At 35.0% G+C, this 23,371-nt stretch carries 30 protein-coding genes; 18 read left to right on the plus strand and 12 right to left on the minus strand.

Features of this window, described 5'->3' with window-relative positions; genetic code table 11:
- Positions 1-18 precede the first annotated feature (18 nt).
- From VB694_RS06020 to VB694_RS06050, 7 genes are all read left to right on the plus strand, one after another.
- Positions 19-1,779 carry a hypothetical protein gene (locus VB694_RS06020; protein WP_323359406.1) on the plus strand — a complete coding sequence of 587 codons (1,761 nt, stop codon included), beginning with the start codon at positions 19-21 and terminating at the stop codon, positions 1,777-1,779.
- Positions 1,776-2,762, plus strand: a complete 987-nt coding sequence (locus VB694_RS06025; protein ID WP_323359407.1) for a glycosyltransferase — start codon at positions 1,776-1,778, stop codon at positions 2,760-2,762. The genes VB694_RS06020 and VB694_RS06025 overlap by 4 nt, the downstream gene beginning before the upstream one ends.
- The gene (locus VB694_RS06030; RefSeq protein ID WP_323359408.1) at positions 2,755-3,456 is read left to right on the plus strand and encodes a class I SAM-dependent methyltransferase; all 702 of its coding nucleotides are present in this window, start codon (positions 2,755-2,757) and stop codon (positions 3,454-3,456) included. The genes VB694_RS06025 and VB694_RS06030 overlap by 8 nt, the downstream gene beginning before the upstream one ends.
- 291 nt (positions 3,457-3,747) lie before the next feature.
- Positions 3,748-4,872: a glycosyltransferase family 1 protein gene (locus tag VB694_RS06035; protein WP_323359409.1), complete on the plus strand. Its 1,125-nt coding sequence runs from the start codon at positions 3,748-3,750 to the stop codon at positions 4,870-4,872.
- An 8-nt stretch (positions 4,873-4,880) separates the two neighbouring features.
- On the plus strand, positions 4,881-5,546 hold the full coding sequence (locus VB694_RS06040; RefSeq protein WP_323359410.1) for a class I SAM-dependent methyltransferase: 666 nt from the start codon (positions 4,881-4,883) through the stop codon (positions 5,544-5,546).
- 14 nt (positions 5,547-5,560) lie between these two features.
- Positions 5,561-6,220: an acyltransferase gene (locus VB694_RS06045; protein ID WP_323359411.1), complete on the plus strand. Its 660-nt coding sequence runs from the start codon at positions 5,561-5,563 to the stop codon at positions 6,218-6,220.
- A 182-nt stretch (positions 6,221-6,402) separates the two neighbouring features.
- Positions 6,403-7,926, plus strand: coding sequence for a polysaccharide biosynthesis C-terminal domain-containing protein (locus VB694_RS06050; protein WP_323359412.1), 1,524 nt, complete (start codon positions 6,403-6,405; stop codon positions 7,924-7,926).
- Between the two features lie 569 nt (positions 7,927-8,495).
- On the opposite strand, the gene VB694_RS06055 is transcribed toward VB694_RS06050, so the two are convergent.
- Both VB694_RS06055 and VB694_RS06060 read right to left on the minus strand, forming a co-directional pair.
- Positions 8,496-11,060: a tetratricopeptide repeat protein gene (locus tag VB694_RS06055; protein WP_323359413.1), complete on the minus strand. Its 2,565-nt coding sequence runs from the start codon at positions 11,058-11,060 to the stop codon at positions 8,496-8,498.
- 208 nt (positions 11,061-11,268) lie between these two features.
- Positions 11,269-11,499 carry a hypothetical protein gene (locus tag VB694_RS06060; RefSeq protein ID WP_323359414.1) on the minus strand — a complete coding sequence of 77 codons (231 nt, stop codon included), beginning with the start codon at positions 11,497-11,499 and terminating at the stop codon, positions 11,269-11,271.
- 85 nt (positions 11,500-11,584) lie between these two features.
- Here VB694_RS06060 and VB694_RS06065 point away from each other — a divergent pair, with 85 nt between their 5' ends.
- The gene (locus tag VB694_RS06065; protein ID WP_323359415.1) at positions 11,585-11,734 is read left to right on the plus strand and encodes a hypothetical protein; all 150 of its coding nucleotides are present in this window, start codon (positions 11,585-11,587) and stop codon (positions 11,732-11,734) included.
- Positions 11,735-11,866: 132 nt separating this feature from the next.
- Complete coding sequence (locus VB694_RS06070; RefSeq protein WP_323359416.1) at positions 11,867-12,745, plus strand: site-specific DNA-methyltransferase; 879 nt, start codon at positions 11,867-11,869, stop codon at positions 12,743-12,745.
- Here the strand turns inward: VB694_RS06070 and VB694_RS06075 are convergent, their stop codons facing one another.
- Together VB694_RS06075 and VB694_RS06080 are read right to left on the minus strand one after the other, a co-directional pair.
- Positions 12,746-13,627, minus strand: a complete 882-nt coding sequence (locus tag VB694_RS06075; RefSeq protein WP_323359417.1) for a hypothetical protein — start codon at positions 13,625-13,627, stop codon at positions 12,746-12,748. It abuts the gene before it with no gap.
- Positions 13,620-13,844: a helix-turn-helix transcriptional regulator gene (locus tag VB694_RS06080; protein WP_323359418.1), complete on the minus strand. Its 225-nt coding sequence runs from the start codon at positions 13,842-13,844 to the stop codon at positions 13,620-13,622. Before VB694_RS06080 ends, VB694_RS06075 begins: the two co-directional genes overlap by 8 nt.
- A gap of 132 nt (positions 13,845-13,976) precedes the next feature.
- On the opposite strand from VB694_RS06080, the gene VB694_RS06085 reads away from it, so the two are divergent.
- Positions 13,977-16,001 carry an FAD-dependent oxidoreductase gene (locus tag VB694_RS06085; protein ID WP_323359419.1) on the plus strand — a complete coding sequence of 675 codons (2,025 nt, stop codon included), beginning with the start codon at positions 13,977-13,979 and terminating at the stop codon, positions 15,999-16,001.
- Between the two features lie 120 nt (positions 16,002-16,121).
- Here the strand turns inward: VB694_RS06085 and VB694_RS06090 are convergent, their stop codons facing one another.
- From VB694_RS06090 to VB694_RS06100, 3 genes are all read right to left on the minus strand, one after another.
- The gene (locus tag VB694_RS06090) at positions 16,122-16,349 is read right to left on the minus strand and encodes a DUF5615 family PIN-like protein (RefSeq protein WP_323359420.1); all 228 of its coding nucleotides are present in this window, start codon (positions 16,347-16,349) and stop codon (positions 16,122-16,124) included.
- Positions 16,333-16,656: a DUF433 domain-containing protein gene (locus tag VB694_RS06095; RefSeq protein ID WP_096568612.1), complete on the minus strand. Its 324-nt coding sequence runs from the start codon at positions 16,654-16,656 to the stop codon at positions 16,333-16,335. The genes VB694_RS06090 and VB694_RS06095 overlap by 17 nt, the downstream gene beginning before the upstream one ends.
- A 369-nt stretch (positions 16,657-17,025) precedes the next feature.
- A complete protein-coding gene (locus VB694_RS06100) occupies positions 17,026-17,175 on the minus strand; it encodes a hypothetical protein (RefSeq protein WP_323359421.1) in 150 nt (49 codons plus the stop codon).
- 64 nt (positions 17,176-17,239) lie between these two features.
- Here VB694_RS06100 and VB694_RS06105 point away from each other — a divergent pair, with 64 nt between their 5' ends.
- Both VB694_RS06105 and VB694_RS06110 read left to right on the plus strand, forming a co-directional pair.
- Positions 17,240-17,464, plus strand: a complete 225-nt coding sequence (locus VB694_RS06105) for a DUF433 domain-containing protein (RefSeq protein ID WP_323359422.1) — start codon at positions 17,240-17,242, stop codon at positions 17,462-17,464.
- Between the two features lie 20 nt (positions 17,465-17,484).
- The gene (locus VB694_RS06110) at positions 17,485-17,676 is read left to right on the plus strand and encodes a DUF433 domain-containing protein (RefSeq protein WP_323359423.1); all 192 of its coding nucleotides are present in this window, start codon (positions 17,485-17,487) and stop codon (positions 17,674-17,676) included.
- Between the two features lie 3 nt (positions 17,677-17,679).
- Here VB694_RS06110 and VB694_RS06115 read toward each other — a convergent pair whose 3' ends face one another.
- Positions 17,680-18,114 carry a hypothetical protein gene (locus tag VB694_RS06115; RefSeq protein WP_323359424.1) on the minus strand — a complete coding sequence of 145 codons (435 nt, stop codon included), beginning with the start codon at positions 18,112-18,114 and terminating at the stop codon, positions 17,680-17,682.
- On the minus strand, positions 18,107-18,409 hold the full coding sequence (locus VB694_RS06120) for a hypothetical protein (protein ID WP_323359425.1): 303 nt from the start codon (positions 18,407-18,409) through the stop codon (positions 18,107-18,109). Before VB694_RS06120 ends, VB694_RS06115 begins: the two co-directional genes overlap by 8 nt.
- A gap of 398 nt (positions 18,410-18,807) precedes the next feature.
- Here VB694_RS06120 and VB694_RS06125 point away from each other — a divergent pair, with 398 nt between their 5' ends.
- The 3 genes from VB694_RS06125 to VB694_RS06135 all read left to right on the plus strand — a co-directional run bounded on the left by VB694_RS06125 (position 18,808) and on the right by VB694_RS06135 (position 19,837).
- Positions 18,808-19,314 (plus strand): hypothetical protein, encoded by a 507-nt coding sequence (locus tag VB694_RS06125; protein WP_323359426.1) that lies wholly within the window; start codon positions 18,808-18,810, stop codon positions 19,312-19,314.
- 95 nt (positions 19,315-19,409) lie between these two features.
- Positions 19,410-19,613 (plus strand): type II toxin-antitoxin system HicB family antitoxin, encoded by a 204-nt coding sequence (locus VB694_RS06130; protein ID WP_323359427.1) that lies wholly within the window; start codon positions 19,410-19,412, stop codon positions 19,611-19,613.
- The gene (locus tag VB694_RS06135) at positions 19,610-19,837 is read left to right on the plus strand and encodes a type II toxin-antitoxin system HicA family toxin (RefSeq protein WP_323287950.1); all 228 of its coding nucleotides are present in this window, start codon (positions 19,610-19,612) and stop codon (positions 19,835-19,837) included. Before VB694_RS06130 ends, VB694_RS06135 begins: the two co-directional genes overlap by 4 nt.
- A gap of 49 nt (positions 19,838-19,886) precedes the next feature.
- Here the strand turns inward: VB694_RS06135 and VB694_RS06140 are convergent, their stop codons facing one another.
- From VB694_RS06140 to VB694_RS06150, 3 genes are all read right to left on the minus strand, one after another.
- Positions 19,887-20,216, minus strand: a complete 330-nt coding sequence (locus tag VB694_RS06140; protein ID WP_323359428.1) for a type II toxin-antitoxin system RelE/ParE family toxin — start codon at positions 20,214-20,216, stop codon at positions 19,887-19,889.
- Positions 20,200-20,463, minus strand: coding sequence for a hypothetical protein (locus VB694_RS06145; protein ID WP_323359429.1), 264 nt, complete (start codon positions 20,461-20,463; stop codon positions 20,200-20,202). The genes VB694_RS06140 and VB694_RS06145 overlap by 17 nt, the downstream gene beginning before the upstream one ends.
- Positions 20,464-20,526: 63 nt before the next feature.
- The gene (locus VB694_RS06150) at positions 20,527-21,063 is read right to left on the minus strand and encodes a Uma2 family endonuclease (protein WP_323359430.1); all 537 of its coding nucleotides are present in this window, start codon (positions 21,061-21,063) and stop codon (positions 20,527-20,529) included.
- A 630-nt stretch (positions 21,064-21,693) separates the two neighbouring features.
- Between VB694_RS06150 and cysE the strand changes: the two genes are divergently transcribed.
- The 3 genes from cysE to VB694_RS06165 all read left to right on the plus strand — a co-directional run bounded on the left by cysE (position 21,694) and on the right by VB694_RS06165 (position 23,163).
- Positions 21,694-22,425, plus strand: coding sequence for a serine O-acetyltransferase (cysE, locus tag VB694_RS06155; protein WP_323359431.1), 732 nt, complete (start codon positions 21,694-21,696; stop codon positions 22,423-22,425).
- A 3-nt stretch (positions 22,426-22,428) separates the two neighbouring features.
- On the plus strand, positions 22,429-22,665 hold the full coding sequence (locus VB694_RS06160; protein WP_323359432.1) for an Asr1405/Asl0597 family protein: 237 nt from the start codon (positions 22,429-22,431) through the stop codon (positions 22,663-22,665).
- Positions 22,666-22,965: 300 nt separating this feature from the next.
- Positions 22,966-23,163 (plus strand): DUF2949 domain-containing protein, encoded by a 198-nt coding sequence (locus tag VB694_RS06165; RefSeq protein ID WP_323359433.1) that lies wholly within the window; start codon positions 22,966-22,968, stop codon positions 23,161-23,163.
- The last annotated feature ends 208 nt before the right edge of the window (positions 23,164-23,371 follow it).

Genomic DNA, 23,371 nt, shown 5'->3' on the forward strand with positions numbered 1-23,371 from the left:
AGGTAGGATGAATACTAAATGCTCATTAATACTAACAAAAAACAGGATATTCTGGCAATAATTTCATGTAGTCTAATTGCGGTAGTTTTATCAATATTACCCCATCTGGCAGTCTTCTTTCAGCATGGCACTTTTGAATACTTAGCAGATGGAGATGATGTAGTCTATCTTGCCATAGCAAAAGCTCCATATTATGGAGAATGGTTGCTAAGAGACCCTTTTACTAGACCCACTGATGCTATTCCCACGCTTTATGCTTGGCTTCAATTTGTACCAATTACTAAATTAGCAAGTTTGTTAGGCATTCCTTTAATTCTTGCTCCTGTAATCTGGCGTATTCTAGGTGGTGCATTTTTAGGATTATCACTTTATATCTTGTTTAGATTGCTATTTGAGAATACTAAGCGTTCAACTTTTTGGGCTTGTGTCTGTACGATAATTTGTCTTTGTGATGGAGGATTTATAGGTCGTTCTTTAATAGAAAACTTTATTAATTTGAAAGCAGTTATTAGTAATGGTGTATTGCCTAGACCCATTGGCAACGCCGTACTACCACAGTATCGCATTGTCACACCTTTACTGAATTTACCATTGTTATTATTACTGCCTTGCTTTTTTCTTCCTGTAGTTCGTCGAAATTGGCAAACAGCATTACTCGGTGGTATTTTTCTCGGTGGCTGCGTACACTTATACTTTTTCTATTGGACTACCGCATTTCTGGCGCTGGGAATTTATGGGCTTGTCTATCTCTTTTTAGGATGGAGAGGAATTATATCAAAAAACAGGACTGTAGAGGAGTTATGGTTTGTAGGATTAATTTTATTAGGTGGTTTAATCATTGGACTTCCTCAAATAATTTCCAATTCAGCTATTTTTTCTGCACCTGAATTTAAAGTAATTCTAGAACGTATGAGTAGGGGTAGAAAGTTACTATTAAATGATCCTTTTCGCATGATATATCTGATCAACTTATGGACGTGGCTGCAATTAATAGTAGGTGCGATCGCTATTATTTACTTTCGTTACTTTAATCTCGTAATTATCTGGATTATGACCTGCTCAGGTTATATTTTGATGAATAGTGCGATCCTGACAGGTCTAGAATTTGAAAACTATCACTGGAACTATATCACTAGACCATTTGGAGAAATACTACTTTTAGGATCTTTCGTACTTATATTTCAAAATAAAAAAATTTTTAACAGAGTTATAAAAATTTTAGTAGTCACTATACTTTTAACTGGTATATTTGGGAGGAATTATGAAGCTCTTCACGCTACAGAGCCTGTTCAATATAGTAAAATCCTAGAAGAACTAAGGCCATTACGTCCCTCTCTTGCCCAAATAGATAAAAACTCAATTCTTGCTGGTTCATTTGAAGCAAATGTGGCTTCATTGTTTACTCAAGGAGGTCAACTGTTTCAATTTAATCAAACCTCCCATAGTTCTGTAGTTTCTGACAGTAATGTATTGGAACGTCATGCTTTGAATGCTTGGCTATTGGGTTATACACTAAGTGAATACAAAAATCTAGATATTGATAAAAATTTTATAGTTGGAAATGGTGACTTAAAACCTATAAAATGGCAACCAGAATCAATAAAAAAAATCCGTCTGCATATCTTTGAATCTATTCTTTCAGGAGAAAGAGAAACGGAAATTTTAAGAAAATACTCACCTGAGTATCTACTACTAAGTTCTGATAAAAAAGCAATCAGAGGAGGAAAATGGAAAGTAATTGCTAATTCAGAAAAATGGTTACTATGGACAAAAATATGACACATTATCTTGATTCTATTGTGATTTTAATTCCAATTTATGACGACTGGGAGAGTCTTTCCATACTTTTGATAAATCTGGATAAGCAATTATCAAGCTTGGATATCAAAGTATCTGTAGTTATCGTAGATGATGCTTCTACTGTTACATCTGTTAATTTTCACTTTGCATCTGAATGGAAATGTATAAATACTTTGCTAGTAGTTGAATTGAGACGTAATTTAGGAAGTCAAAGAGCGATCGCTGTTGGTTTGGCATATATACAGGCAAATATAACTTGTGATGCTGTAGTTGTTATGGATGGAGATGGAGAAGATAAACCAGAGGATGTACCTAGACTAATTGATAAATGTTGTGAAGAATATCTCAAAAAAGTGGTATTTGCTTACCGAAGAAAGCGTTCTGAAAGTCAGCAATTTAAAATCTTTTACTTACTTTATAAAAAAGCTTTTCAAATACTGACAGGTAGACATATTCGCTTTGGAAACTTTAGTATTATCCCTCGATACAGTTTGGATCGTTTGGTAGCAGTAGCAGAAATATGGAATCATTATGCTTCAGGACTAATTAGGTCACGGTTACAGTATTCAGAAATTCTGACTGATCGAGGTTATCGTATTGCTGGTAAGTCAAACATGAACTTTACTGGCCTTGTCACTCATGGGTTAAGTTCCCTTTCTGTTTATAATGATGTCATCGGTACAAGATTACTAGTTTTCTCTTTGATCCTAATTTTCATCGGATTATTATTAATAGGAGTTGTGATTAGTATCAAAATACTGACAAATCTGGCTATTCCTGGCTGGGCAACATTTACTATTGGATTACTTTGTTTATTTATTTTACAAACTACTACTATTTCTTTACTGTTAATGTTTACTGTGTTAGGCTCTAGAAGTTTGTATACAGTATTGCCTTGCAGAGATTACCAACACTACGTTATCCAATCTTATAATATTTATCCAGAGATTTCTCATGACTAGTCAATATATCGGAACTGAATTAGAGGTATTTGCTCATGCTACTAATTGGAAAAACTATTATGCTGTAATTATTGATCCCTATTTAAAAGGTAAAGTTCTGGAAGTAGGTGCTGGAATAGGAATGACAACTAAAGTTTTATGTCAAGGAAACTATGACAAATGGATTTGCTTAGAACCTGATTCATTACTGTTGGCAACAATAGAAGAATTAATTTGTACTGGGGAACTTCCTAGTTGTTGCGAAGCTAGAATAGGTACTATTTCCGAGTTAAATGAAAACTCGCTCAATACAATTATTTATATTGATGTACTAGAACATATTAAACATGATCAAGATGAATTACAAAACTCATTCAATAGCCTTGCTATTGGAGGAAATTTAATTATTCTTTCACCTGCACATCAGTGGCTTTATTCCCCATTCGATAAAAAAATTGGACATTACAGAAGATACACAAAAAAAAGTTTAGCTTCTATTATACCCCCAGGTTTTAGATGTGTTAAATTCATTTATATAGACTCTGTAGGAATGTTGGCATCAATAGCCAATAAAATGTTATTAAAAAGTTCAACTCCTTCAGTCAAGCAAATTTTATTCTGGGACAGAGTTATGGTTCCCATTTCTAAAATTATTGATCAGTTACTATTTTTTTCCGTTGGGAAGTCAGTAATAGGCATTTGGGAAAAAATTTAATTATTATGATAACGTATGTCCTGGTACTCTGAATTTAATTACAGAAAAATTAAAACCAACTCATGACTTAAAAACTATAGCAATCCTACTTGTGTTTTGTTCACGTAGTGTGCCGGAGGCATCACGGGATTTTTTGAACAAACCGCAGAGAGCGCAGAGGCAGAGAAAAAGAGGTGTGATACCTACGGTACGCTTTGCGAACATATCTTATTTAGGATTGCTATATTCCTGTCAACGTGTCTGGTTGTGGGCTTTTATTTGCTGTCCGTCTTTAATAAATTTTTAAAATTAATGAAAATTGCTTTTAACACCCGACTTTTAAACTCACCAACTCTGAGAGGATGGAATCGCTATACTATTAATCTTTTGATAGAATTGTCCTCATTAGATATAGAGCTTTTTTTATATTCTGATAGCCCATTACATGAAAGCCATCTAGCCAAATTACCAAAAGACAGTTATCAAATCCGTATTTCTCCGCCGATGCGCTATATTTTATGGGAACAATATTGGTTGCCAAAACAGTGTAAAGAAGATCAAATAGATATCCTACATTGTCCCATGAATTTTGGTCTCCCTTGGTTTAGTCCTTGTCCTCGTGTGCTGACGTTACATGATGCCATAGACCAAATTTATTACTCTCAAGATAGACCTTGGTTCCAAAAGTTTAGTCTTACTAATATACAGAATAACTTTTATCACTGGGTTGCTAGAAATAAAGCAGATCATATTATTACTGTTAGTCAATATTCAAAACAAGATATTGTCAAATATTTGCATATTCCCGAAAATAAAATTACAGTTATTTATGAAGCTGCTGAGACAAGTTTTCACCATGAAGTAAATCAAACAAAACGATTGGAGGTTAGATGTAAATATCAACTGCAACTTCCTTATATTTTCTATATTGGAGGTTGGGAAAAACGTAAAAATATTCCATTTTTGGTTAAAGCTTTTGCAGAAGCTAACTTAGATGATGTAGAGTTAGTATTAGCTGGTGGTCAAGATGAACAACGTGATATACTTATGAAGTTGGGAGAATCATTAGAAATTGCCAATCGTTTGCGATTATTAGGTTGGGTAGATGATGCAGATTTACCTGCACTTTATGCTGAGGCTGTTTGTTTTGTTTATCCCAGTGAATATGAGGGTTTCGGTTTACAATTATGTGAAGCAATGGCGGTAGGTTGTCCAGTTTTGGCAGCTAGAAGCACCTGTTTACCAGAGGTTTTAGGTGATGGGGGTAAAACTTTTTCGCTGGCTGAAACTACAGAATTAGCTAAGTTATTACGGCGTTTAAAAAGGGATAAATCTTATTATGATGATTTAGTAAATAAAGCAAAAAAACGAGATTATGAGTTAAATTGGCAACTGACGGCTCGGCAAACTGAAGATGTTTATAAAAAAATACTGTAAAAATTATTATGCCCCAGAATCTGGTTTATTTGAATTATTGGCAAAGAAAAGAGTTATTAAAATCAGGAAATCCGAAATTTCCTTTGCTAAGATGGTGGATTTCATCTGAACTTTGTGAGGTTGAAAAAAAGATTTTTACTCAAGTTAAAGATCAAGATACTCTGCTTGATGTAGGTGCAGGTGATCTAAAAATCATGCAGAAACTTCAAAAAGCTGGTTATTCAGGACAATATCATACACAAGATATAGGAGAAGAATTTGAATATCATTATGCAAATATAGAGGCAATAAATGAGCAATATTCCGCTATTTTATGTCTAGATGTGATTGAACATTTACAACTTTCAGAAGGATTGACTCTAATTCATAAGTTGGTTAATTTACTAAAGCCTGAAGGGGTAATTATTCTTCAGACTCCTAATGGCAGGTGTATCAGAAGTCCATTAATTTCAGATATGACCCATTTACATTGTTATAATTTACCTGATTTATGGGCTTATCTAACTTCTATAGGTCTACAAGTAGAAGGATATAGAGTTGTTTTTGAAGCAGAAAATAAAACCTGGTTACAAATGATTATAGAATTGGGCAAGAGATATATTATTACTCGTTTTTTCGGTCTTGATTATGCTGACAATATAGTTGTAATTGCCCGGAAAACAAATATTATTTAATAAATCTTATTTTTATGATATGTCGTTCGATTCGTAGAGGTTTAGATGTTAATTGGCTGGCTCAATTGTATCTAAACCGTTATGCGGGAAAAGCTGGTATGTTTGTTTGTCGAGGTAGAATCCAACTCAGCTTATCTTCAGAAACTATTATTCAGCCTAATGATGCAGTTTGTTATATTGGCATAGCATTGTTAGGAAAATCAACCCCCAGAAATGATACCACTGTGATTAATTGCGGTTCTCAAGCGGTAATTTCCTTAAATGGCGCAACCATAGGAAGGGGTGTAAAATTGAGTGTTGGTGATTCTGCCTATCTGAGCATAGGAAGTAACTCTTATATTACTGACAGTAGTAGAATAGCTGCTCAAAACTCCATTACTATTGGTAAAAACTGTGCTATTTCCTTTGGAGTTACAATCATTGATGATGATGGACATGGATTTGGTTTACCTCCCTATTCAGCCCCAATAGTAATTGAAGATAATGTCTGGATTGGTTGTAATGTAACTATTTTAAAAGGTGTCACAATTGGAGAAGGTTCAGTTGTTGCTGCTGGAGCAGTTGTAAATAAATCTTGTCCACCTCATTCTTTAATTGGTGGAGTTCCGGCACAAATAATCAAAGAAGGAGTGAATTGGACTGATAAATCTAAACTTGAACAGTCAATAATATAAGCATTTCACTGGTAATTTTCTTTCTATTCCCCTTCCTCATACCTAATGGATTTATACTAAACACGGTTGAGACATGGACTTTTACAAAATTACGAAAAACCCAGATTTGTAGGGGTTTAGCAGTGCTAAACCCCTACCCACAGAATCAAATGATTAAGCCGTGTTGAGTATATATAAATAAAATGCAACGAACTGGACGCTCAGTAGTCAACTTTGCCACGGGACTTATGTTACAGGTGATGACACTGGGCATAGGTATAATTAGCACTCCCTTATTACTTAGTTGGCTTGGTGATGAACGCTATGGCGCATTTCGTGCTGCTAGTGATTGGGGAAGTTATCTCAATCTCCTAGAATTGGGTATTAGTGGTTCATTAATGGCACTGTTAGCAAAAGCGGTGGGAATTGGAGAACGTCAACAAATCCGCCTCACACTGGCAACAGGAATCAGAGCCTATCTGAAAATTATGATCGTGATGGTATTAGCAGGAGTTGTGCTAGGTGTATTCATCACTCGTCTTGTGCCAGTTGAAGGAGTTTTAGTCAGTGAACTACAAAAAGGCTACTGGTTAGGATTCTTCGCTATTTTTTTATTACCATTATCTCCCTTTCGGCTCTTGGCAGATGCTAGTCAACGCAGCTATTTTGCCAATGTCTTTATCATGTTTCAAAGCCTGTTAATCACTGGTTTGGGACTTCTGCTGGCACGGGGGGGATTTGGCATTACTGGACAATATATAGCTGCACTTGCTGGCAATATTGGTTTTCAAATTTTGATGTGTTGGGAAGGATTACGTCGCTATCCAGATGTTTTTTCAGCAGTTAAAGATTATAAAGCTCAAGCTTCCATAGAAAAAAAACTTTGGCAACTCAACTGGTCAACATTTACTCTCAATCTTTCCGGTCGCTTAGGTTTATTTACTGATAACATTATCATTTCTTATAGCCTTAGTCCGGCAACAGTTGTACCTTTTTTTGTCACCCAACGTTTAGCTGCGCTGGCACAAGGACAAATACAAGGTATTGGTAATGCGACTTGGGCAGCTTTAGCTGATCTTTATGCTAAAGGAGAAATAGAAAAGTTTAATGCTCGTTTGCTTGAACTAACGCGGTTAGTAGCTGTCATGGGTGTAACATTCATGGTGAGTATTGCAGCTTATAACCACCACTTTATTAGATTATGGGTAGGAGAAGACCGCTTTGGTGGTGATGGACTGACTCTACTTGCTGCTTCTAATGGATTTTTACTAGGGCTTTTATCGCTTTGGGGTTGGTGTTTTAGTGGAACTGGTCAGCAACCTAAATTAGTGCGACCTACTACAATTTCTGCTGGTATTAATTTTCTAGCCAGCATTCTCTGTACTCACTTTTTTGGTATTATCGGACCATTATTAGGTACTTTTATTGCATTTACAAGTGTTAGTTTGTGGCAGTTACCATTATTAATGCGGGAAGTTTTTGGTACATCTTTAAAACAACTTTTTTTAGCAGTTGTTCAACCTTTAGCAGTTGGCATTCCTTATGGTTTAGCGGTTTGGTGGATTGCTAAAAACCATATTCCTTGGGGATGGTTAGGATTAACTGCGGAAATGGGTATATCTGCATTTATCTATCTTGCTGTAGCTTGGTTTTTCGTGTTAAATCAATCTGAGCGTCAGCAGTGGAATGATAGATTAAATATGTTATTGTCCAGATTTCAGCGGTAATCTGATTTCAAGTTTGTTTTTAGTTCACTCTCCACACCAATACATATTAATGATGTAAATGCTCAAAATAAAGCATCTAGGTTTAGAGAAAGTTGCCACTATTTGCAGTTACTATCTCTTTAATTGCATATTATATGGTATTTGTTAGATATCTGAGGATAGATAGTATAACCCTTACGGAAGCTGTATTTATGATCAAAGTCAGACACCACAAGACTTTTCAGCTTCTGACCTTTAAAAATAACTAAGAATCAGAGATTGTGTTGCTTGGTTTACAAAACAACTATTTAGTCAATCTATCTTTAGATAGAGTTTTTCCTATCTCTTCAGATAGATGAGGTCTAAGAGAAATAAGTTATATCTTCAATTATGAGACATTGATAAGATTTCCTTGAGTGGAAACTACATTGTTGTTAAGGCTTTTCCTTGCACAATTGCAGACTACATATTATCCAATTTCTCTGCTCAATCCACCTCTCTTCAAAAGAGGCATTAATGACTTCAATTTACCCCTTGATAGTTTCTAATGATTGTAGAAACCATGAGGGGGTATTTTTCATTTTTTCGGACTAACTCTGAATTAATTGTTGAAAGCTTGGTTCTGTATTGATATCATCAAAATCTATATCTGTTGCAGCATCTTCTTTGTAACTGGGTTTAAGCTCAATTGCTTTTTGCAGATTCTCTACAGCTAATTCAACTTCTCTTTGCAGTGCATAACAAGCTGCTTTATTATAATAAGCACTAGCATAGTCTGGCTTTATTTCTAGTGCTTTGTCAAAGTTGATAATTGCTTCGTCATCTCTCCCTAATCTTACCAATGTATAACCGCGTTTATCTAAGATTTTGGGTGAGTCTGGTTGGAATTCTAACGCTTTATCAAAGGATAAAATTGCATCTTCATAACGCTCTAATTCTACTAAAGACAAACCACGATTTAACCAAGCTACACCGTCATCAGGTTGAATTTGCGTAGCTTTATCAAAACAGTTAAAGGCTTCTTTGTGCTTACCTAAATTACCACAAGCCACACCAATATCACACCAAGCTTGATGATAGTCAGGATTGATTTTAATGGCTTTATTATAAGACATAATTGCATCTTTGTAGCGTTTTAATCTGTTCAGAGTTAAACCGCATTTTAGCCAAGTTTCTGCATCATCAGGATTAATTTTAACGCTTTGTTCATAAATACCTAAAGCATCTTCATAGCGTTTTTCTGAAAATAGCATATCGGCTTCTTTGATATAATTATCCGCAGAAACTACTTGTTGTGGTGCTTCTGGTATGGGTTCTGGTAATTTTTCTAGTTCTGGAGTAGGTTGAGTTTTAATTTCTGCTAACTCTTGCAAAATAGCATCTTTACGTTTTTGAGCATCTATTTGTAATTCTTCAACTTGGTTGATAAATTCAGCTTTTAACTTTTGGAGATTTTCTAAGATGCTCAATTTTTGTTGTTGAACGTCAGTTTTAATATCAACAAACTGAGCAGTAAATTCACCGATGGAGGTTTCTAAATCATCAATTATTTGCTGTTGACGTTGTTCCGCAGTCTTTTGTAATTTTCCAAGTTGGTTGATAAATTCAGCTTCTGACTTTTGCAACTTCTCAAAAATATTCAGTTTGCGTTGTTGAACATCAGTTTTAATATCAGCAAACTCAGCAGTAAATTCACTGGTAGAGGTTTCTAAATCATCAATTATTTGCTGTTGACGCTGTTGAACAAAATTTTGTAATTCTGATATCTGCTTAATAAATTCAATTTCTAACTTGCGGAGATTTTCAAAAATACTCAATTTTTGTTTTTGAGCATCGGTTTCAATATCTGATTTTATATTTGAAACCTGAGAATTAAATTCACTGGTGGATGTTTCTAAATCATCAATTATTTGCTGTTGACGCTGTTGAGTATTATTATGTAATTCTCTAACTTGGTTAATAACTTCAGATTCTAGTTTGTGGAGATTTTCTAATATGCTCAATTTTCGTTGTTGAACATCTTGTTTTACACCAGCTTGAATATTTAAAACCTGAGCAGTAAATTCATTGCTGGATATTTGTAAATCGTCAATTATTTGCTGTTGATGCTGTTGAGCATTATTCTGTAATTCTGCAATTTGCTGAGAAAATTCTAACTGTAAGTTAGCCAAACCTGCAAATAAACTATCTTTTTGGCTTTGAGAATCAGTTTGTAATTCAGTAAGTTGTGATTTAAACACAGTATTTAGATTCTCTAGATTCTTTATAACCACATCTTTTTGATTTTGAGTATCTAATTGAAACTGAGATAATTCAGCCGTAAATTCTGACCGAGATTTTAATAAGTTTTCAAAACTCTGCTCTTTTTGCTGTAGAGCTTCTGACTCTATCCCCTGCAGTTGAGATATCAGATGAGAACGAGATTGTTCAATCTCACTAACAGCGACATCTTTGTGATTTTCAACTTCTAATTTCAGTTTATTTAATTGAGAAATTAGATCAATTTCTAGCTTTTTGACATTTTCAAGTGTTATTTTTTGTTGTTGAGCAGATAAAGTAACTTGTTCTAATTGAGTATTCAATTTAAATTCTAAACTGCTGATATTTTCTTGAGCAGATTCTACTTCACGTTCTAATGCTGTTAAAAATTCTTGTTTTGATTTTGGTAAATCCGATAAAAGAATAGATAAATTTTCTTCTTCACCTTGAATTGCTGTTTTTAGTCTATTAGCTTCCTCTGCTAATTCCTGAGTGATGTTTTGAGATGTTATAATCAAACTTTCAGCATTTTGATTAACAGAAATTAATTGAGTTTGCAACTTTTCTATTCCTTCTATTTGTTGCATTGCTCGCTCAACAATTTCCCGAATTATAGCTTTACGTAATAGCCATAATGTTGCAATTAAAACTACAGGAAATAAACTTAAAATAGTTAACCAGATATTGAGCAGGGTATTCGTGCGAGTAAAAGCACGCTCAAAGTCTGACTGTATTTGCTGTTGAGCGCGGTTTTCTTGTCGCAGTCTAGTTAATTCTTCTCTTTCCTGAGTTGATAATACCTGAGCATTAGCAAAACCCGTTGATATCAACAAGGGTGACAGTAAAATGGCGCTTTTTAAAGCTAATTTTGAAAAAATGGGTTTTTTGCTGTTCATAACACCTTCCCTATCCGTTAGTTAATTTTTGCAGCGGTGTGTCTATATTCCGTCTATCATAGATGATGGATATAAGGTTACTGATTTTTAGGGGGGTTGTTTGATATTAGCAGATTTGTGGAGATAAAACGCTCTACCAATAAGCTTGTAACTGTATTGGATAAAGGTGTATTAAAATTGTGACTATGGTTGGCTGACAAAAAGTGCGTTATTCGTCATTGAGCAAATATTCCAAAATTTCAGGTGTTAACCCTCGTGCTTCTGTTTTTGCTCCGATTTCATCCATTAATTGATTGAGAGAAACAGATGGTTTGTCTAACAATTCTCTAATGCGTAAGCCTAAGAGTAATTGGATCTTTTTTTGTTCTTCTTCGGATGATTTGGTGTAAGCCTGTGCTGTAGCAACATCGACAGGAATAGAAATTGTTTGATTTTCCATTGTTGATTATGCAGTTTGGTTTACATCGCTGTAGTTTTATTTTACCATAATTATGTCATGCCAGTAATATCATTAGGATAGAAATATGAAAAAATCAAAGCAGGAATTTTTAGAAGCTAAAGGTTGGAAAGTGGGAACAGTTGCAGAATTTTTAGAACTAACTCCAGAAGAAGCAGCTTTAATAGAAATTAAATTAGCACTTAGTCGCAGCAATAAGACAAAGGAAAAATCTTAATACCCGGTTGCTGTTAAGTCGGTAATAGTTTAAAATAAATATAATTACCATTTAAAATTTAAAGTAAATTCTGTGCTGGATTATATCACTGCTAATCTCCCATTGTTTGCGGATTTGGATCGAAAGTTGATAGTGAAAATAGAAGATATTGATAAAGTTGATTTTGAGCAGTCTAATTTTATCATCAATGGAGAAGCTTTAGATTCTCTGAAAAAACTACCAGATTCATTAGTACAAACGGTTGTTACCAGTCCTCCTTATTATGGTCAGCGTGACTATTGTGCAGAAAAACAAATTGGTATTGAAGAAAGTGAAGATGAATATATAAACCGACTTTTAGAAATATTTGATGAAGTCAAAAGAGTATTAAAAGAAGATGGTACACTCTGGTTAAATTTAGGTGATAAATATATAGATGGAAATTTAGCAGGTTTACCTTGGAAATTGGCATTAGCACTTAAAGAAAGAGGATGGTTTTTGAGATCAGATATTATTTGGTATAAACCCAATGCTATGCCATCTTCTGTTAAAAACCGTCCTACGACTGACCATGAATATATATTTTTATTTGCGAAAAATTTAAAGTATTACTATGATGCTGATGCTATTCGTGAACCTCATGTAACTTTTTCCGAAAATAGTAAAATGCGGGGTGGAAGAAATCATTTAGGTAAAAAAGGGGGAACTCCAGAACAGGGAAAAAATGCAGGTAATTCTAATTTACATAATGGTAGATGGGATCAAGCTTTTCATCCTAAAGGGAGAAATAAGCGGACTGTTTGGGAAGTTCCTTTATCTAAATTTAGAGATGCACATTTTGCAGTCTTCCCAGAACAATTAATAGAACCATGTATTTTAGCAGGTTCATCTGAAGGAGGAATAGTTCTTGATCCTTTTTTTGGTGCTGGTACTGTGGGTTTAGTTGCGATGAAGAAAGGACGTAAGTTTATTGGTATTGATATTAATGAAGATTATTGTAAGATTGCAACTAAGCGAATTTTCTCAACCTAATTATTCAATTGATTGAAAAATATGTAGAATTTCTTTGAGTTTATTATTGAGTAAGGGTTCTACTTCAATAATTTGATTTGGGTTTTTATCAATGTGAATAAAGTCCTGAGATTTCAATGATTCAAAATCTATTTTCCATGCTTCGGCTATGATAATGGGAATACATTTACATCCCTCCTTCTTCGCTTTTTCAATTGCTTGATTAATATCTCTGGTAAAAAGTAGAGCATGACCACCACCAGTTGTTTCTCTTGTTTTCACTGGAATTAATATTTTTCCGTTATTTCCTGTAACTGTAACATCATAAGTTTCACCAGCAAGTTTAATTTGAGTTTCCCCAACCGTGAGGTTTATATTATTAAATTTAAATACTTCTTTCAAAGTTAGCCTAATAATTGCCTCAAATAAAGTTCCTTTTATGGCTCGACGGCTTCCTTCTAAACGCTCCATCATCACTTCACAAATAGGAAACCATTCCCATCTTTCTGGTTCAGGTAAAATAGTAGATACATATTCACGCACATGATTTATAAGTATTGCTTTACGCTCATTAGCTGTCCCATCAATACTTTTGAGTATTGTTTGCAACCTTTGTATAGGAGCATCTCTAAAAATCCAACCTAAAAGAAGCCATTTTGCTTTACTTTGAGGATATGGACGAGCAATACCGTCATATAAATTTAAGTCTTTAGGAATTTTGCGATTAAAATATTTTAGCAAAGTTTCTTGTGCTTTATATGAATCTTTCTCAATAACAAATTCATATAATTCAGGATAATTTTCTGATTTTAAAAATTTAATAAAGTCATCGAAAAAAGGTTTATTTGAATTAGCTATGATTGCTAGTTCCTTCAGTCTGATATTGTCAGGAATATTATTCATCAAAAAACTCTTTGGGTGAAATATTTAACGCATCTGCAATTTTATGGATATTCACAAGGCTAATATTTCTTTCTCCACGTTCTACTCCTCCAATATAACTACGGTCTAAGTTACACAAATGCGCTAATTCTTCTTGAGATAGTTCTAGGTTTTGCCGAATTTGACGTAGCCTACTACCGAATTTTTTTTGAATATTTTTATGATCAGGTGTTGTCATAAAGATAATTAAAAGCTATTGATGATTTTAAGTCCACGGACTTTAAGTACCATAGTCATTTAAAATCGGGTATGAACCTTTCCCCCAAACTCACCGTCTACAAAATGACATAGTTTAAAAAGTGCATCAACCATGAAAAACAGACAAAAAAAGGCTTGTCACCAACTCATCAGCATCACCTTACTAACCACCTTCCTCACACCCTATTCCGTCACCGCAACCCCACCCAGAAACCCAGATAAAACCGTCAACTGTGAAATTCTCGTTGTGGGTGGTGGACTTTCTGGAGTTGCGACAGCTTATGAAAGTTTACTTGCAGGAAACACCGTTTGTTTAACAGAAATAACCGACTGGTTAGGTGGACAAATTTCCTCTCAAGGTACATCTGCATTAGATGAAAGACCAACTCAAAGAGCTAAACAATTCTATTCTCGTGGATATTTGGAATTGCGAAACCGCATTGAACACAAATATGGTAAACTTAACCCTGGTGAATGTTGGGTAAGTGACTCCTGTTTTCTTCCCCGTGATGCTCATAATATCATTTCTCAAATGTTAAAAGATGCGGAAAAACAGGGTAGAGGAAAATTACAATTATTCCCAAATACAGTAATTAAAGATTTACAAATTAGCGAAGATGGTAAAATTATAGATGGTGCGATCGCAATTCAACATCAACCAGCACTAAACGCACCACCTCTTAATACTTTCACCTTATCGCAAACCATAGAAGACGCTTATAGTTACCAAAACTCATCCCGCTTCAGTAAAAATATAATTCGTTTTCTTCCCAAACAATCTCAAAAAAATAATAATAAATGGTACGTTATCGACGCAAGTGAAACTGGGGAAATTATCGCTTTAGCAGATGTTCCTTACCGTCTGGGAATTGATGCGCGTTCCTATCTTGAACCTTCATCTTCTAGCACTACAAACGACCCCTATTGTACCCAAGGTTTTACATACACCTTTGCAATGGAGGCCACTAAAGAACCGCAACCCCAAATCATGCCCCCATTTTATAATCAATATGCCCCATATTTTAGTTATGAACTATCAAGATTAGCTAATTTTGATTTAGTTTTCACCTATCGTCGTATTTGGAGTCCCCAACAAGGTCAACAAACTAGATTCGGTGGTATTAATTTTACTATTCCCACACCTGGGGATATATCTATGCAAAACTGGACTTGGGGTAATGACTACCGTCCAGGAACAGCGGAAGATAATCTAATTTATACACGGCAACAATTGCAAGCCACAGGTCAATTACAACCTGGTGGCTGGATGGGAGGACTGAGAACCGAAACTTTCCGCAAAGGTGAAGAAAATGCTCTCGCTTATTATTACTGGTTAGTTTCGGGAAATACTGACTCTCAACTCGGTGAAGGTGTGAAACAACCACAACCGAATAACAGATTATTAACAGGTATAAATTCGCCGATGGGAACTGCATCTGGTTTATCAAAATACCCCTATATGCGAGAAGGAAGACGCATTATTGGCCGTCCCAGTTGGGGACAACCCCAAGGGTTTGGAATTTGGGAAGTTGATATTTCTCGCCGTAATTATAATGATGAGTATTATCGGAAAACACTGCCAGCGAATACATATCGTCAGTTAAAAGCGACACTTGCAGGTTTAGAGGCAGCATCAGTAATTAGAGGTGAAGTCAGTCCAGATAAAGCCATGAAACGCGGTCGTTCCACTATTTTCCCTGATGCTGTAGGTATAGGACATTACGCTATAGATTTTCATCCTTGCATGGAGAAAAGTCCAGCAGAAGCACCTGGTAATATAGAACGTCCAGGAGAAAGACGCGGTGCTGGTAACGCTTATCCTTTCCAAATTGCCCTCAGAGCGATGATTCCCCAAAAAATTGATAATTTATTAGTAGGTGGTAAAAGTATTGCGACCAGTCATATAGCTGCTGCTGCTTATCGGGTACATTCTTTTGAATGGTCTGCGGGTGCTGCTGCGGGAACTGTGGCTAGTTTTGCACTTAAACAAAATATTGCACCCTATCAGTTAGTTGATGATTTACCGAGATTAGAACCGAAGTTACAGGTTTTACAACGCTTGTTAGAAGAAAACGGTAATCCTACTGCTTTTCCTGATACTTCTATTTTTAATCAAAATTGGGAAGATTGGCGATAAATATAGCACGACAACAATTGAGATTAGCACTTAAACTCACTCAGGAACAAATGTCAGAAGTAACTGTTTCTAAAATGGAAAATCGTACTGATTTAATGCTTTCAATTTTGCGAAAGTATATTACTGAGATGGGTGGTGAGTTGCGTCTTGTTGTTGAATTTCCAAATCATCATCATGAGTAATCAAGATCCGGTTTTCATATAACGCAAAAGCAATTTGTTCTCTATCTGACACACCAATTAATCCTGCTTCTGAAGTTGTAGTCACATTAATTCCTCGACGACGTAAACCTAACGCAATGGCATTACTAACACTTTCATCTAAATGGAACTTAATTTTTTCTGTCATTGCGCTGTTTCAGTTTTTGTTGCAAAATCGAAGGAGTCTGTGCTTGAATTTCTTGGATAAAAGCTTCTGATTCTGATATTTGTTGCCTAATTTCTTCTCGATGATCATGATAGTATGCTAAAGCTGCATAGACATCAGATAAAGTAATACTAGGATAGTGGTAGAGAATTTCATCAGGCGACATTCCCATTTGTTCATGCCAAATCACAATATCCTGAACTCGAATCCGATGTCCAGCTATCCGGGGTTTTCCTCCACAAATACCGGGAGTGATTTCAATATGTTCTTTGATTATGTTAAGGGACATATCTATGATTTAGAGAATTATTTAAGCCGATTATATCACTATTTTACTGGAGATGTCTATTATATTTATCGTAGGGGTTTAGCATTGCTAAACCCCTACCCGTCCATTTGTATCATTTCAGCAATTTAAATGTGATTTGGAAAATTATTTAATTTTTTACTTGTTGAAAAGTTTTATAATTTTGACAAACAACCTCTCAACAAATATCTCCTTGCAAATGAAAATAAATCAGTGAGTGTAAATTGGTGTTACCTACTTCATTTTGATTGACAAATGGATAAGATGTAGATAAATATTCCTGAATATTATTTTCAATTCTTTTCAGTTCAACTTCTCCTACCCAAAAACAAATATCTTCATCTTCTGTATTTAGAGGTTGAGAAAAACCAGGTGAATAATGTGGTAAAGTTCAAGAGCGACATCATCAGCTTCAGGACCGAAGGTAAAGTCAAGACGTAATCCCAGGGTTTGAGGATTTAAGGAAATACCAACTAAGTCAGCACTTTTTAAATATTCCATAAAATCTGATAACATAGGATCATTGTTTATTGATTCACAAATTGAAAAGACAAATTGAAAAGATATGATAGAACAAGAACTGCTCAACCGTATTTCCCTAGATCCGAAAGTAATGGTGGGAAAACCTACTATTAAAGGTACAAGATTAACTGTTGAATATATACTTAATCTTCTGGCACACGGCGCGACAGTCGCAGAAATTCTGGAAGAATATGAAGGTTTAGTAGAAGCAGATATTCGAGCTTGTTTATTATTTGCATCTCGTCCCCTAGATGTTAAAATGGTATAGAGTAAGATAGAGTAAATAATATGAGCTATCAAGATATCATTACCATTGAACCAGATAAGCGGGGTGGTAAACCTTGTATTCGCCGGATGAGAATTACAGTCTATGATGTTTTAGGTTGGTTAGCATCTGGGATGTCTTATACAGAGATATTAGAAGATTTTCCTGAATTAACGGAAGCAGATATTAGAGCTTGTTTAGAATTTGCATATTAATTATTACCATTGAACATATCTAACTATTGTAAAACCAATCAAAAGAACTAAAAAAAGACTAAAAACTTCACTCAGAAACCCTCTATCATTAATTAATTTTTTGATAGATTGAATGTTATCTTGAGTATCAATTACTGAATTTTCCTGGTGTGATGGAGTTTCTTTCATCAATACTGAATCGGGAGGAGATTCTTGTTCTACTTTAGAATCACTAATGTCTAATTCTTTTTCTTGAGTAAAATTTTCTTGTTTCAATTTTGAATTGGAAAGAGATTCTTGTTCTATTTCCTCACTAAGTTCTAAGTCAGTTTTCGGTTTAAAAGCTTCTGTAATCAATGAATTAAAATTGTATTTTCTCGAAAGGGTAGCTGAAGCAAAGGAAACCAAAAAAAGTATTAAGGCGTTAATGATGTAAGCGATAATATTATGTTTATTCATTTTCTGCATAACTCCTTGTATTACATTCTAAGCTAAATCTATTACAAGCATAACTTCTGATTTTTCTTCCTACCCAGTAACCTGCAGATTTACCTTTGTTAAATCCATCTCCAACTATGAAGGCATCATACTGTTTAATGACAGGATTATTATTCTGAAATCCAGTGTTTATTTTAATGCGTGGATTTTTATAATTTGAACTTGGACTAATTTTCAAGTGAGTTTGTGAATTTTTAATAAGCTGTTGTGCATCTTTATCAGCTATAGATTCTGCCTTGGATTCTAAATTATCCAATAATAGCAATGAGCATATTATTAGGATTACAAGACTGAAAAGGAAACATTTTCTGATCATTACTATTTATTTTTTGTGAAGTTCTTAAAATCCAGATACACCTGATGGAAATTCTACGATGAAACCAAGAATCCATCCAGCTAACCATAAAGCAGCTAAAACTACTAATGTTGATAATACTGTTGTGAAGAAATTATTGATCATATTGATATCCTCTCTGTAATAGGGTTTTCCAAATTCAAACTCGCGTTTATTTATACCCACCCTACACCACACACCCAAACCTGAAAAGCGGAAAAAAGCGGATCGCAAAAAAATTTACAAAAAAGGACGGAAAAAAGCTGATAAATACGGATAAAGTCTGCTAAAATTACCTATGTCGCTTTACATTTCTAAATATGCAGGTTCACGAACTACTACAACTTGTGGATGACGCTGTTTATCTCAACACAGGCGAGCATCTCAATGACTTACAACGTGGAGTTATTGAGGGATCACTAAAACATCAAAAATATGCTGATATAGCCGAAACCTGTGGTTGTAGCGCCGGTCATGCAAAGGATGTAGGTTACGAACTATTGCAATTGTTATCTGATATTTTTGATGAACCGGTTGATAAACGAAATCTTAAATCTGTTCTGGAACGACAGGGAAATGTAAATCTTTTTTTAGGTGATAAAAGTATTAATCAAAATATAATTGGCTGTATAAATATTGGTTCTAAACAACCTCAAAATAAATCAGATAAAAATAATTCTAGTAATTCTAAATTAAAGCAACGTAAAAATAATAAAACTCAGATAGAAAAAATTGATAAATTACGGTATTTTGGGTTAAATGATGAGCAAATTGCAGAAGTGTTAGAGTTACCTTTAGAGGTGATTAAACAGGTGGAATCGGAATAATAAAGCTTTTAATTTCCAAGACGCTAGAAATTCAACGAAGTTAAAGCATTTTTCAAATCTTGTTATATAATTAGATTTATCATGGATGTAAAAATATGAAGCTAAGAGTAATTCTAGAACCTAGTGATGAAGGTGGCTACACCGTTTATGTTCCCTCCTTACCTGGTTGTATCAGTGAAGGGGAAAATATTGATGAGGCATTAGCAAATATTCAAGAAGCTATAGAGTTATATCTTGAACCTGTAGAAAATGAATTTTCCGCTCAGGAAGGTATCATTGTTCGAGAGTTGGTTCTATGAGTAAAGTTCCCAGCCTTCCATACACTAAAATCATAGCTGCTCTAGAACGAGATGGATGGATTGTGGTTCGTCAACGCGGTAGCCACATTCGATTAGAAAAAGAACTGACTGATGAAGTCCTTAAATTGACAGTTCCGGCTCATAAGCCTGTTAAACGCTCTACTCTTGCCCATATTTTGAAACAAGCCCACACTGATGTTGAGCGATTTCTTGATCTCCTGTGATGTGTGATGCCTACAGCGATCGCAAAAAAATGATTTAATTAGAACAATGCTAAACTAAATCTTCTAAATCATCCACAGTCATAGGTGCTTGAGCAGCATGACGAACATATAAAACAGATACTATCGTGTCTCGAATTGTAAATAGAACTCTATAAATATTCTTAGATTTGCCATAAAGCAATTGACGGACTTCTTCTGGAAAAATCTCATGTTCAACTGCTAAAGCACAACGCTGGGGTTTATCTTGTAAGGTAGCAATAGCATTCATCAATCCTCGAAACCAGGTATCAGCAAATTCAGGATTACGTTCTCGATACCAAAGATATGTTTGCTCAATCTGCTTTTCAGCAATTGGAGTAATTTCAACTTGAAATGTCATATTTCTGTTGCATTTCCTGAATAAAATCTGAAAGAGGACGAGTTTGTCCACTGTTGAGTTCTTCAAAACCCTGCTGAATACCAGCAATAGTTTCCAAATGCTCAATTAATTGACGTATCTTGCTAGGATCAATTTTACCAGGATCGAGAAAAGTAATGAGAACCTGGGTACTATTATTGACATTTTCGGGAATTTCGGTAAATTCAATCTGTCCGTCTCGATAAATACCTTCGACTGTTTTTAGCATAAGTCTTTTGGTGTTTATTATTTTTTAGATTATACCACGATTATTAATACATCTGTTAATAAATCATCTTTGCTGAGTCATTGCCATCACATTTGCAACAGTTAATTCTAAAATATTACCAAGGCTAGGGAGTATATCATTATCAGCATAAATAAGAGGTAATTCTTGATTTTCCCATACCCAAATTTGCTTTCTTTGAATATCAATCAACCAAGCAAGTTTTGTATCATTACTCAAACAATGCAGGATTTTGTGTTGTATATCTAAGGTACTTTGATCAGGAGAACGAATTTCAATTAACCAGTCCGGTGAACCTTGTAGGAGTCCATCTTCATTAGAAAGACGCTCACTCTTAACAACCGAAATATCAGGTACAGGAGACATGGGAGGTACAATACACCGCAATTCTTGAATAGCTTCGTAGGCGGTAGTTTGCCTGTTGATGGCGTTAACAAGGTTACGTTGGAGGCGGGAATGAAACAGCGTTAGCATGGGTTTTTGCTGGGCTTTTCCCTGGATAAACTCCCAAGCAGGAGAAGCTTCAATATTGGGTTGCTGAAGAAAATTGTCTAATGGGTTGGTGAGGGTAGTAAATTGCATAGTTGCTGTTATTTATTATTCACATTTTTGGGTATTTCAGTAAATTCAATCTTTCCTTTTCAATAAATTTAAAATGGAATATTCTCATCCTGTAAATCCTTTAATCCTGGACATCCTGATTCAGACAAAAATTATAACACAAGATAACTCAATAACATCCATCTCCCTATATTTCTATTTTGTATTCCCACATACAGCAAACAAAATCATAAAACAAAATAAAGAAATCGGTTTTTTAACTACCAAAACTCTACACTAATAATAGTAACAGCAAATACATAAAAACTATATTTCCTGTCATTAATGCGACGTTTCTGAGCATCAGAGTACAACTTAATATATCTCAAAAAATCTTGCCTAAATCGCTACTAGTCTTACAGGTAAATGGATTTATCATGAGTACAAAAAAGCTCAAACCCTACCCTAAAAATACCAGTACCTCTATCATAAAAAACTAGAACCCCTCACCCTACAGAAAATGTAAAGTTCTGTTAAATAGTGGTTTAAACCTATTGAGTACAATCGTAATAAATTCAATAAATTTAATCGGTATCTGTGGTTTTGTCTGCTTTCGAGTCACCTGATATAAGCAGAAAAATACAACATGGCTCTTTTAACCAGACAGTACCGATGCAACAGTCTTTAGACAGTACCAAAACCCAAACTGCAAATACAGACTCGCGGAAAAATCAACGTTCTGGCGGTTTTTTTGAGCCATTAATGAGTGATTTTCGGATCATATTTGAGCGTGATCCAGCCGCACGTAATTGGTTGGAGGTTATATTTTGTTATCCTGGATTTCATGCTCTTTGTTTCCATCGTCTTGCACACTGGTTACACATCCGTAAAGTGGGTTTTATCCCTCGCTTAATTTCCCATTTGGGACGATTTTTAACAGGTATTGAAATTCATCCAGGTGCAAAAATTGGTAAAGGTGTATTTATCGATCACGGTATGGGAGTTGTCATTGGTGAAACTGCCATAGTTGGCGATTATACACTCATTTATCAAGGTGTAACTCTCGGTGGAACTGGGAAAGAAAGCGGTAAACGTCATCCTACCTTGGGTAATAACGTTGTTGTGGGTGCGGGTGCGAAAGTGTTGGGAAATATTCAAATTAGCGATCGCGTGCGGATTGGTGCAGGTTCAATTGTCTTGGGTGATGTTCCTCCAGATTCCACCGTAGTTGGTATTCCTGGCCGCATTATTTCCCATAAACAAAGCAAACGTCTTTCTCCTTTAGAACATGGAAAACTACCCGATGTGGAAGCAGGTATAATTCGTTCCTTGCTTTCCCGAATTGAAAAACTTGAACAACAACTGCAAACCATGAATAGTCATCAGCAGAACGAGGAACATTAAATTATGTTCTCACTAGGTGAACAAGTTTTGCAGATTCCTTTAAGTGATAGATGGCAAATTTATCACCGTTTGCAAGAATTGATGATCGCTTGTTCCTGTCCTCCAGATGGTTCTTTACGCGTGCAAGTAAATAGTTTACAAGAAGCAATTCTTGTCCGCAGTGCAGTCATGCAATTTTTAGCTTCGCGTTGTGAGTTAGTGCAATGGTTAGAAGTTTGTTGGAGTCATAGTATTGAGTGAAAAGTGCATAACTGACTACAATTTACAACTTCTCAAATGTCTAATCAATACAATATCAGAGCAGAATCCATGATGCAATCTTGATTTATCATCTCCAAAAGTCGAAGTTATTGTTTACTCACAATTTAGCTTGCGGACTGAAGGAAATTAACCTAAGCTTAGGTTTCACTCTCTCTACCAAATCTGCTAAATCTCATATTTCTCTGACATATTCTATTCCTGAACAGAGTGAAATTAGCAGTTAAATCTGGGGATAGCATTTTGTCATCTTGTCTAGCTTGATATTTTCAAATTTAAATTATGGTACACCGTAACAACGATAGGAAATTACTACAATTTTTGCATCATGAACTGGAACTTTCAAAAGCCGATATTGCTGTTGCTTTGCGACATCGTGAGTTTGATAAAGGACCTATTCCTATGTTGCTTTGGCAGTATGGTTTTATCGACTTAGAACAGTTAGACAAGATTTTTGATTGGTTAGCGGATCATGCTTAATCAATGAAAAAATCAATATTAAAATTGAAAAAATCTGAGAAATATTTATAAGTATTCTGACTCCTCTATAGACATTCCACCATAATGTCTTCACTAACTCCTGAATTCTTCCCAATGAGGTAAATACTATGATTGCTAGTTTAATTGCTGGATTGAGTATCTTATTAATTACGGGACTTGCTAATAGCTATATTAGTTACTGGCTATT

The organism is Anabaena sp. UHCC 0451 (assembly GCF_034931405.1).
In the GTDB taxonomy this organism is placed as follows: domain Bacteria; phylum Cyanobacteriota; class Cyanobacteriia; order Cyanobacteriales; family Nostocaceae; genus RDYJ01.

Coding starts and splice junctions, on each gene's coding strand:
- VB694_RS06020 (WP_323359406.1), top strand. CDS start 19: ATGCTCATTAATACTAACAAAAAACAGGATATTCTGGCAATAATTTCA.
- VB694_RS06025 (WP_323359407.1), top strand. CDS start 1,776: ATGACACATTATCTTGATTCTATTGTGATTTTAATTCCAATTTATGAC.
- VB694_RS06030 (WP_323359408.1), top strand. CDS start 2,755: ATGACTAGTCAATATATCGGAACTGAATTAGAGGTATTTGCTCATGCT.
- VB694_RS06035 (WP_323359409.1), top strand. CDS start 3,748: ATGAAAATTGCTTTTAACACCCGACTTTTAAACTCACCAACTCTGAGA.
- VB694_RS06040 (WP_323359410.1), top strand. CDS start 4,881: ATGCCCCAGAATCTGGTTTATTTGAATTATTGGCAAAGAAAAGAGTTA.
- VB694_RS06045 (WP_323359411.1), top strand. CDS start 5,561: ATGATATGTCGTTCGATTCGTAGAGGTTTAGATGTTAATTGGCTGGCT.
- VB694_RS06050 (WP_323359412.1), top strand. CDS start 6,403: ATGCAACGAACTGGACGCTCAGTAGTCAACTTTGCCACGGGACTTATG.
- VB694_RS06055 (WP_323359413.1), bottom strand. CDS start 11,060: ATGAACAGCAAAAAACCCATTTTTTCAAAATTAGCTTTAAAAAGCGCC.
- VB694_RS06060 (WP_323359414.1), bottom strand. CDS start 11,499: ATGGAAAATCAAACAATTTCTATTCCTGTCGATGTTGCTACAGCACAG.
- VB694_RS06065 (WP_323359415.1), top strand. CDS start 11,585: ATGAAAAAATCAAAGCAGGAATTTTTAGAAGCTAAAGGTTGGAAAGTG.
- VB694_RS06075 (WP_323359417.1), bottom strand. CDS start 13,627: ATGAATAATATTCCTGACAATATCAGACTGAAGGAACTAGCAATCATA.
- VB694_RS06080 (WP_323359418.1), bottom strand. CDS start 13,844: ATGACAACACCTGATCATAAAAATATTCAAAAAAAATTCGGTAGTAGG.
- VB694_RS06085 (WP_323359419.1), top strand. CDS start 13,977: ATGAAAAACAGACAAAAAAAGGCTTGTCACCAACTCATCAGCATCACC.
- VB694_RS06090 (WP_323359420.1), bottom strand. CDS start 16,349: ATGACAGAAAAAATTAAGTTCCATTTAGATGAAAGTGTTAGTAATGCC.
- VB694_RS06095 (WP_096568612.1), bottom strand. CDS start 16,656: ATGTCCCTTAACATAATCAAAGAACATATTGAAATCACTCCCGGTATT.
- VB694_RS06100 (WP_323359421.1), bottom strand. CDS start 17,175: ATGGAATATTTAAAAAGTGCTGACTTAGTTGGTATTTCCTTAAATCCT.
- VB694_RS06105 (WP_323359422.1), top strand. CDS start 17,240: ATGATAGAACAAGAACTGCTCAACCGTATTTCCCTAGATCCGAAAGTA.
- VB694_RS06110 (WP_323359423.1), top strand. CDS start 17,485: ATGAGCTATCAAGATATCATTACCATTGAACCAGATAAGCGGGGTGGT.
- VB694_RS06115 (WP_323359424.1), bottom strand. CDS start 18,114: ATGAATAAACATAATATTATCGCTTACATCATTAACGCCTTAATACTT.
- VB694_RS06125 (WP_323359426.1), top strand. CDS start 18,808: ATGCAGGTTCACGAACTACTACAACTTGTGGATGACGCTGTTTATCTC.
- VB694_RS06130 (WP_323359427.1), top strand. CDS start 19,410: ATGAAGCTAAGAGTAATTCTAGAACCTAGTGATGAAGGTGGCTACACC.
- VB694_RS06135 (WP_323287950.1), top strand. CDS start 19,610: ATGAGTAAAGTTCCCAGCCTTCCATACACTAAAATCATAGCTGCTCTA.
- VB694_RS06140 (WP_323359428.1), bottom strand. CDS start 20,216: ATGACATTTCAAGTTGAAATTACTCCAATTGCTGAAAAGCAGATTGAG.
- VB694_RS06145 (WP_323359429.1), bottom strand. CDS start 20,463: ATGCTAAAAACAGTCGAAGGTATTTATCGAGACGGACAGATTGAATTT.
- VB694_RS06150 (WP_323359430.1), bottom strand. CDS start 21,063: ATGCAATTTACTACCCTCACCAACCCATTAGACAATTTTCTTCAGCAA.
- cysE (WP_323359431.1), top strand. CDS start 21,694: ATGCAACAGTCTTTAGACAGTACCAAAACCCAAACTGCAAATACAGAC.
- VB694_RS06160 (WP_323359432.1), top strand. CDS start 22,429: ATGTTCTCACTAGGTGAACAAGTTTTGCAGATTCCTTTAAGTGATAGA.
- VB694_RS06165 (WP_323359433.1), top strand. CDS start 22,966: ATGGTACACCGTAACAACGATAGGAAATTACTACAATTTTTGCATCAT.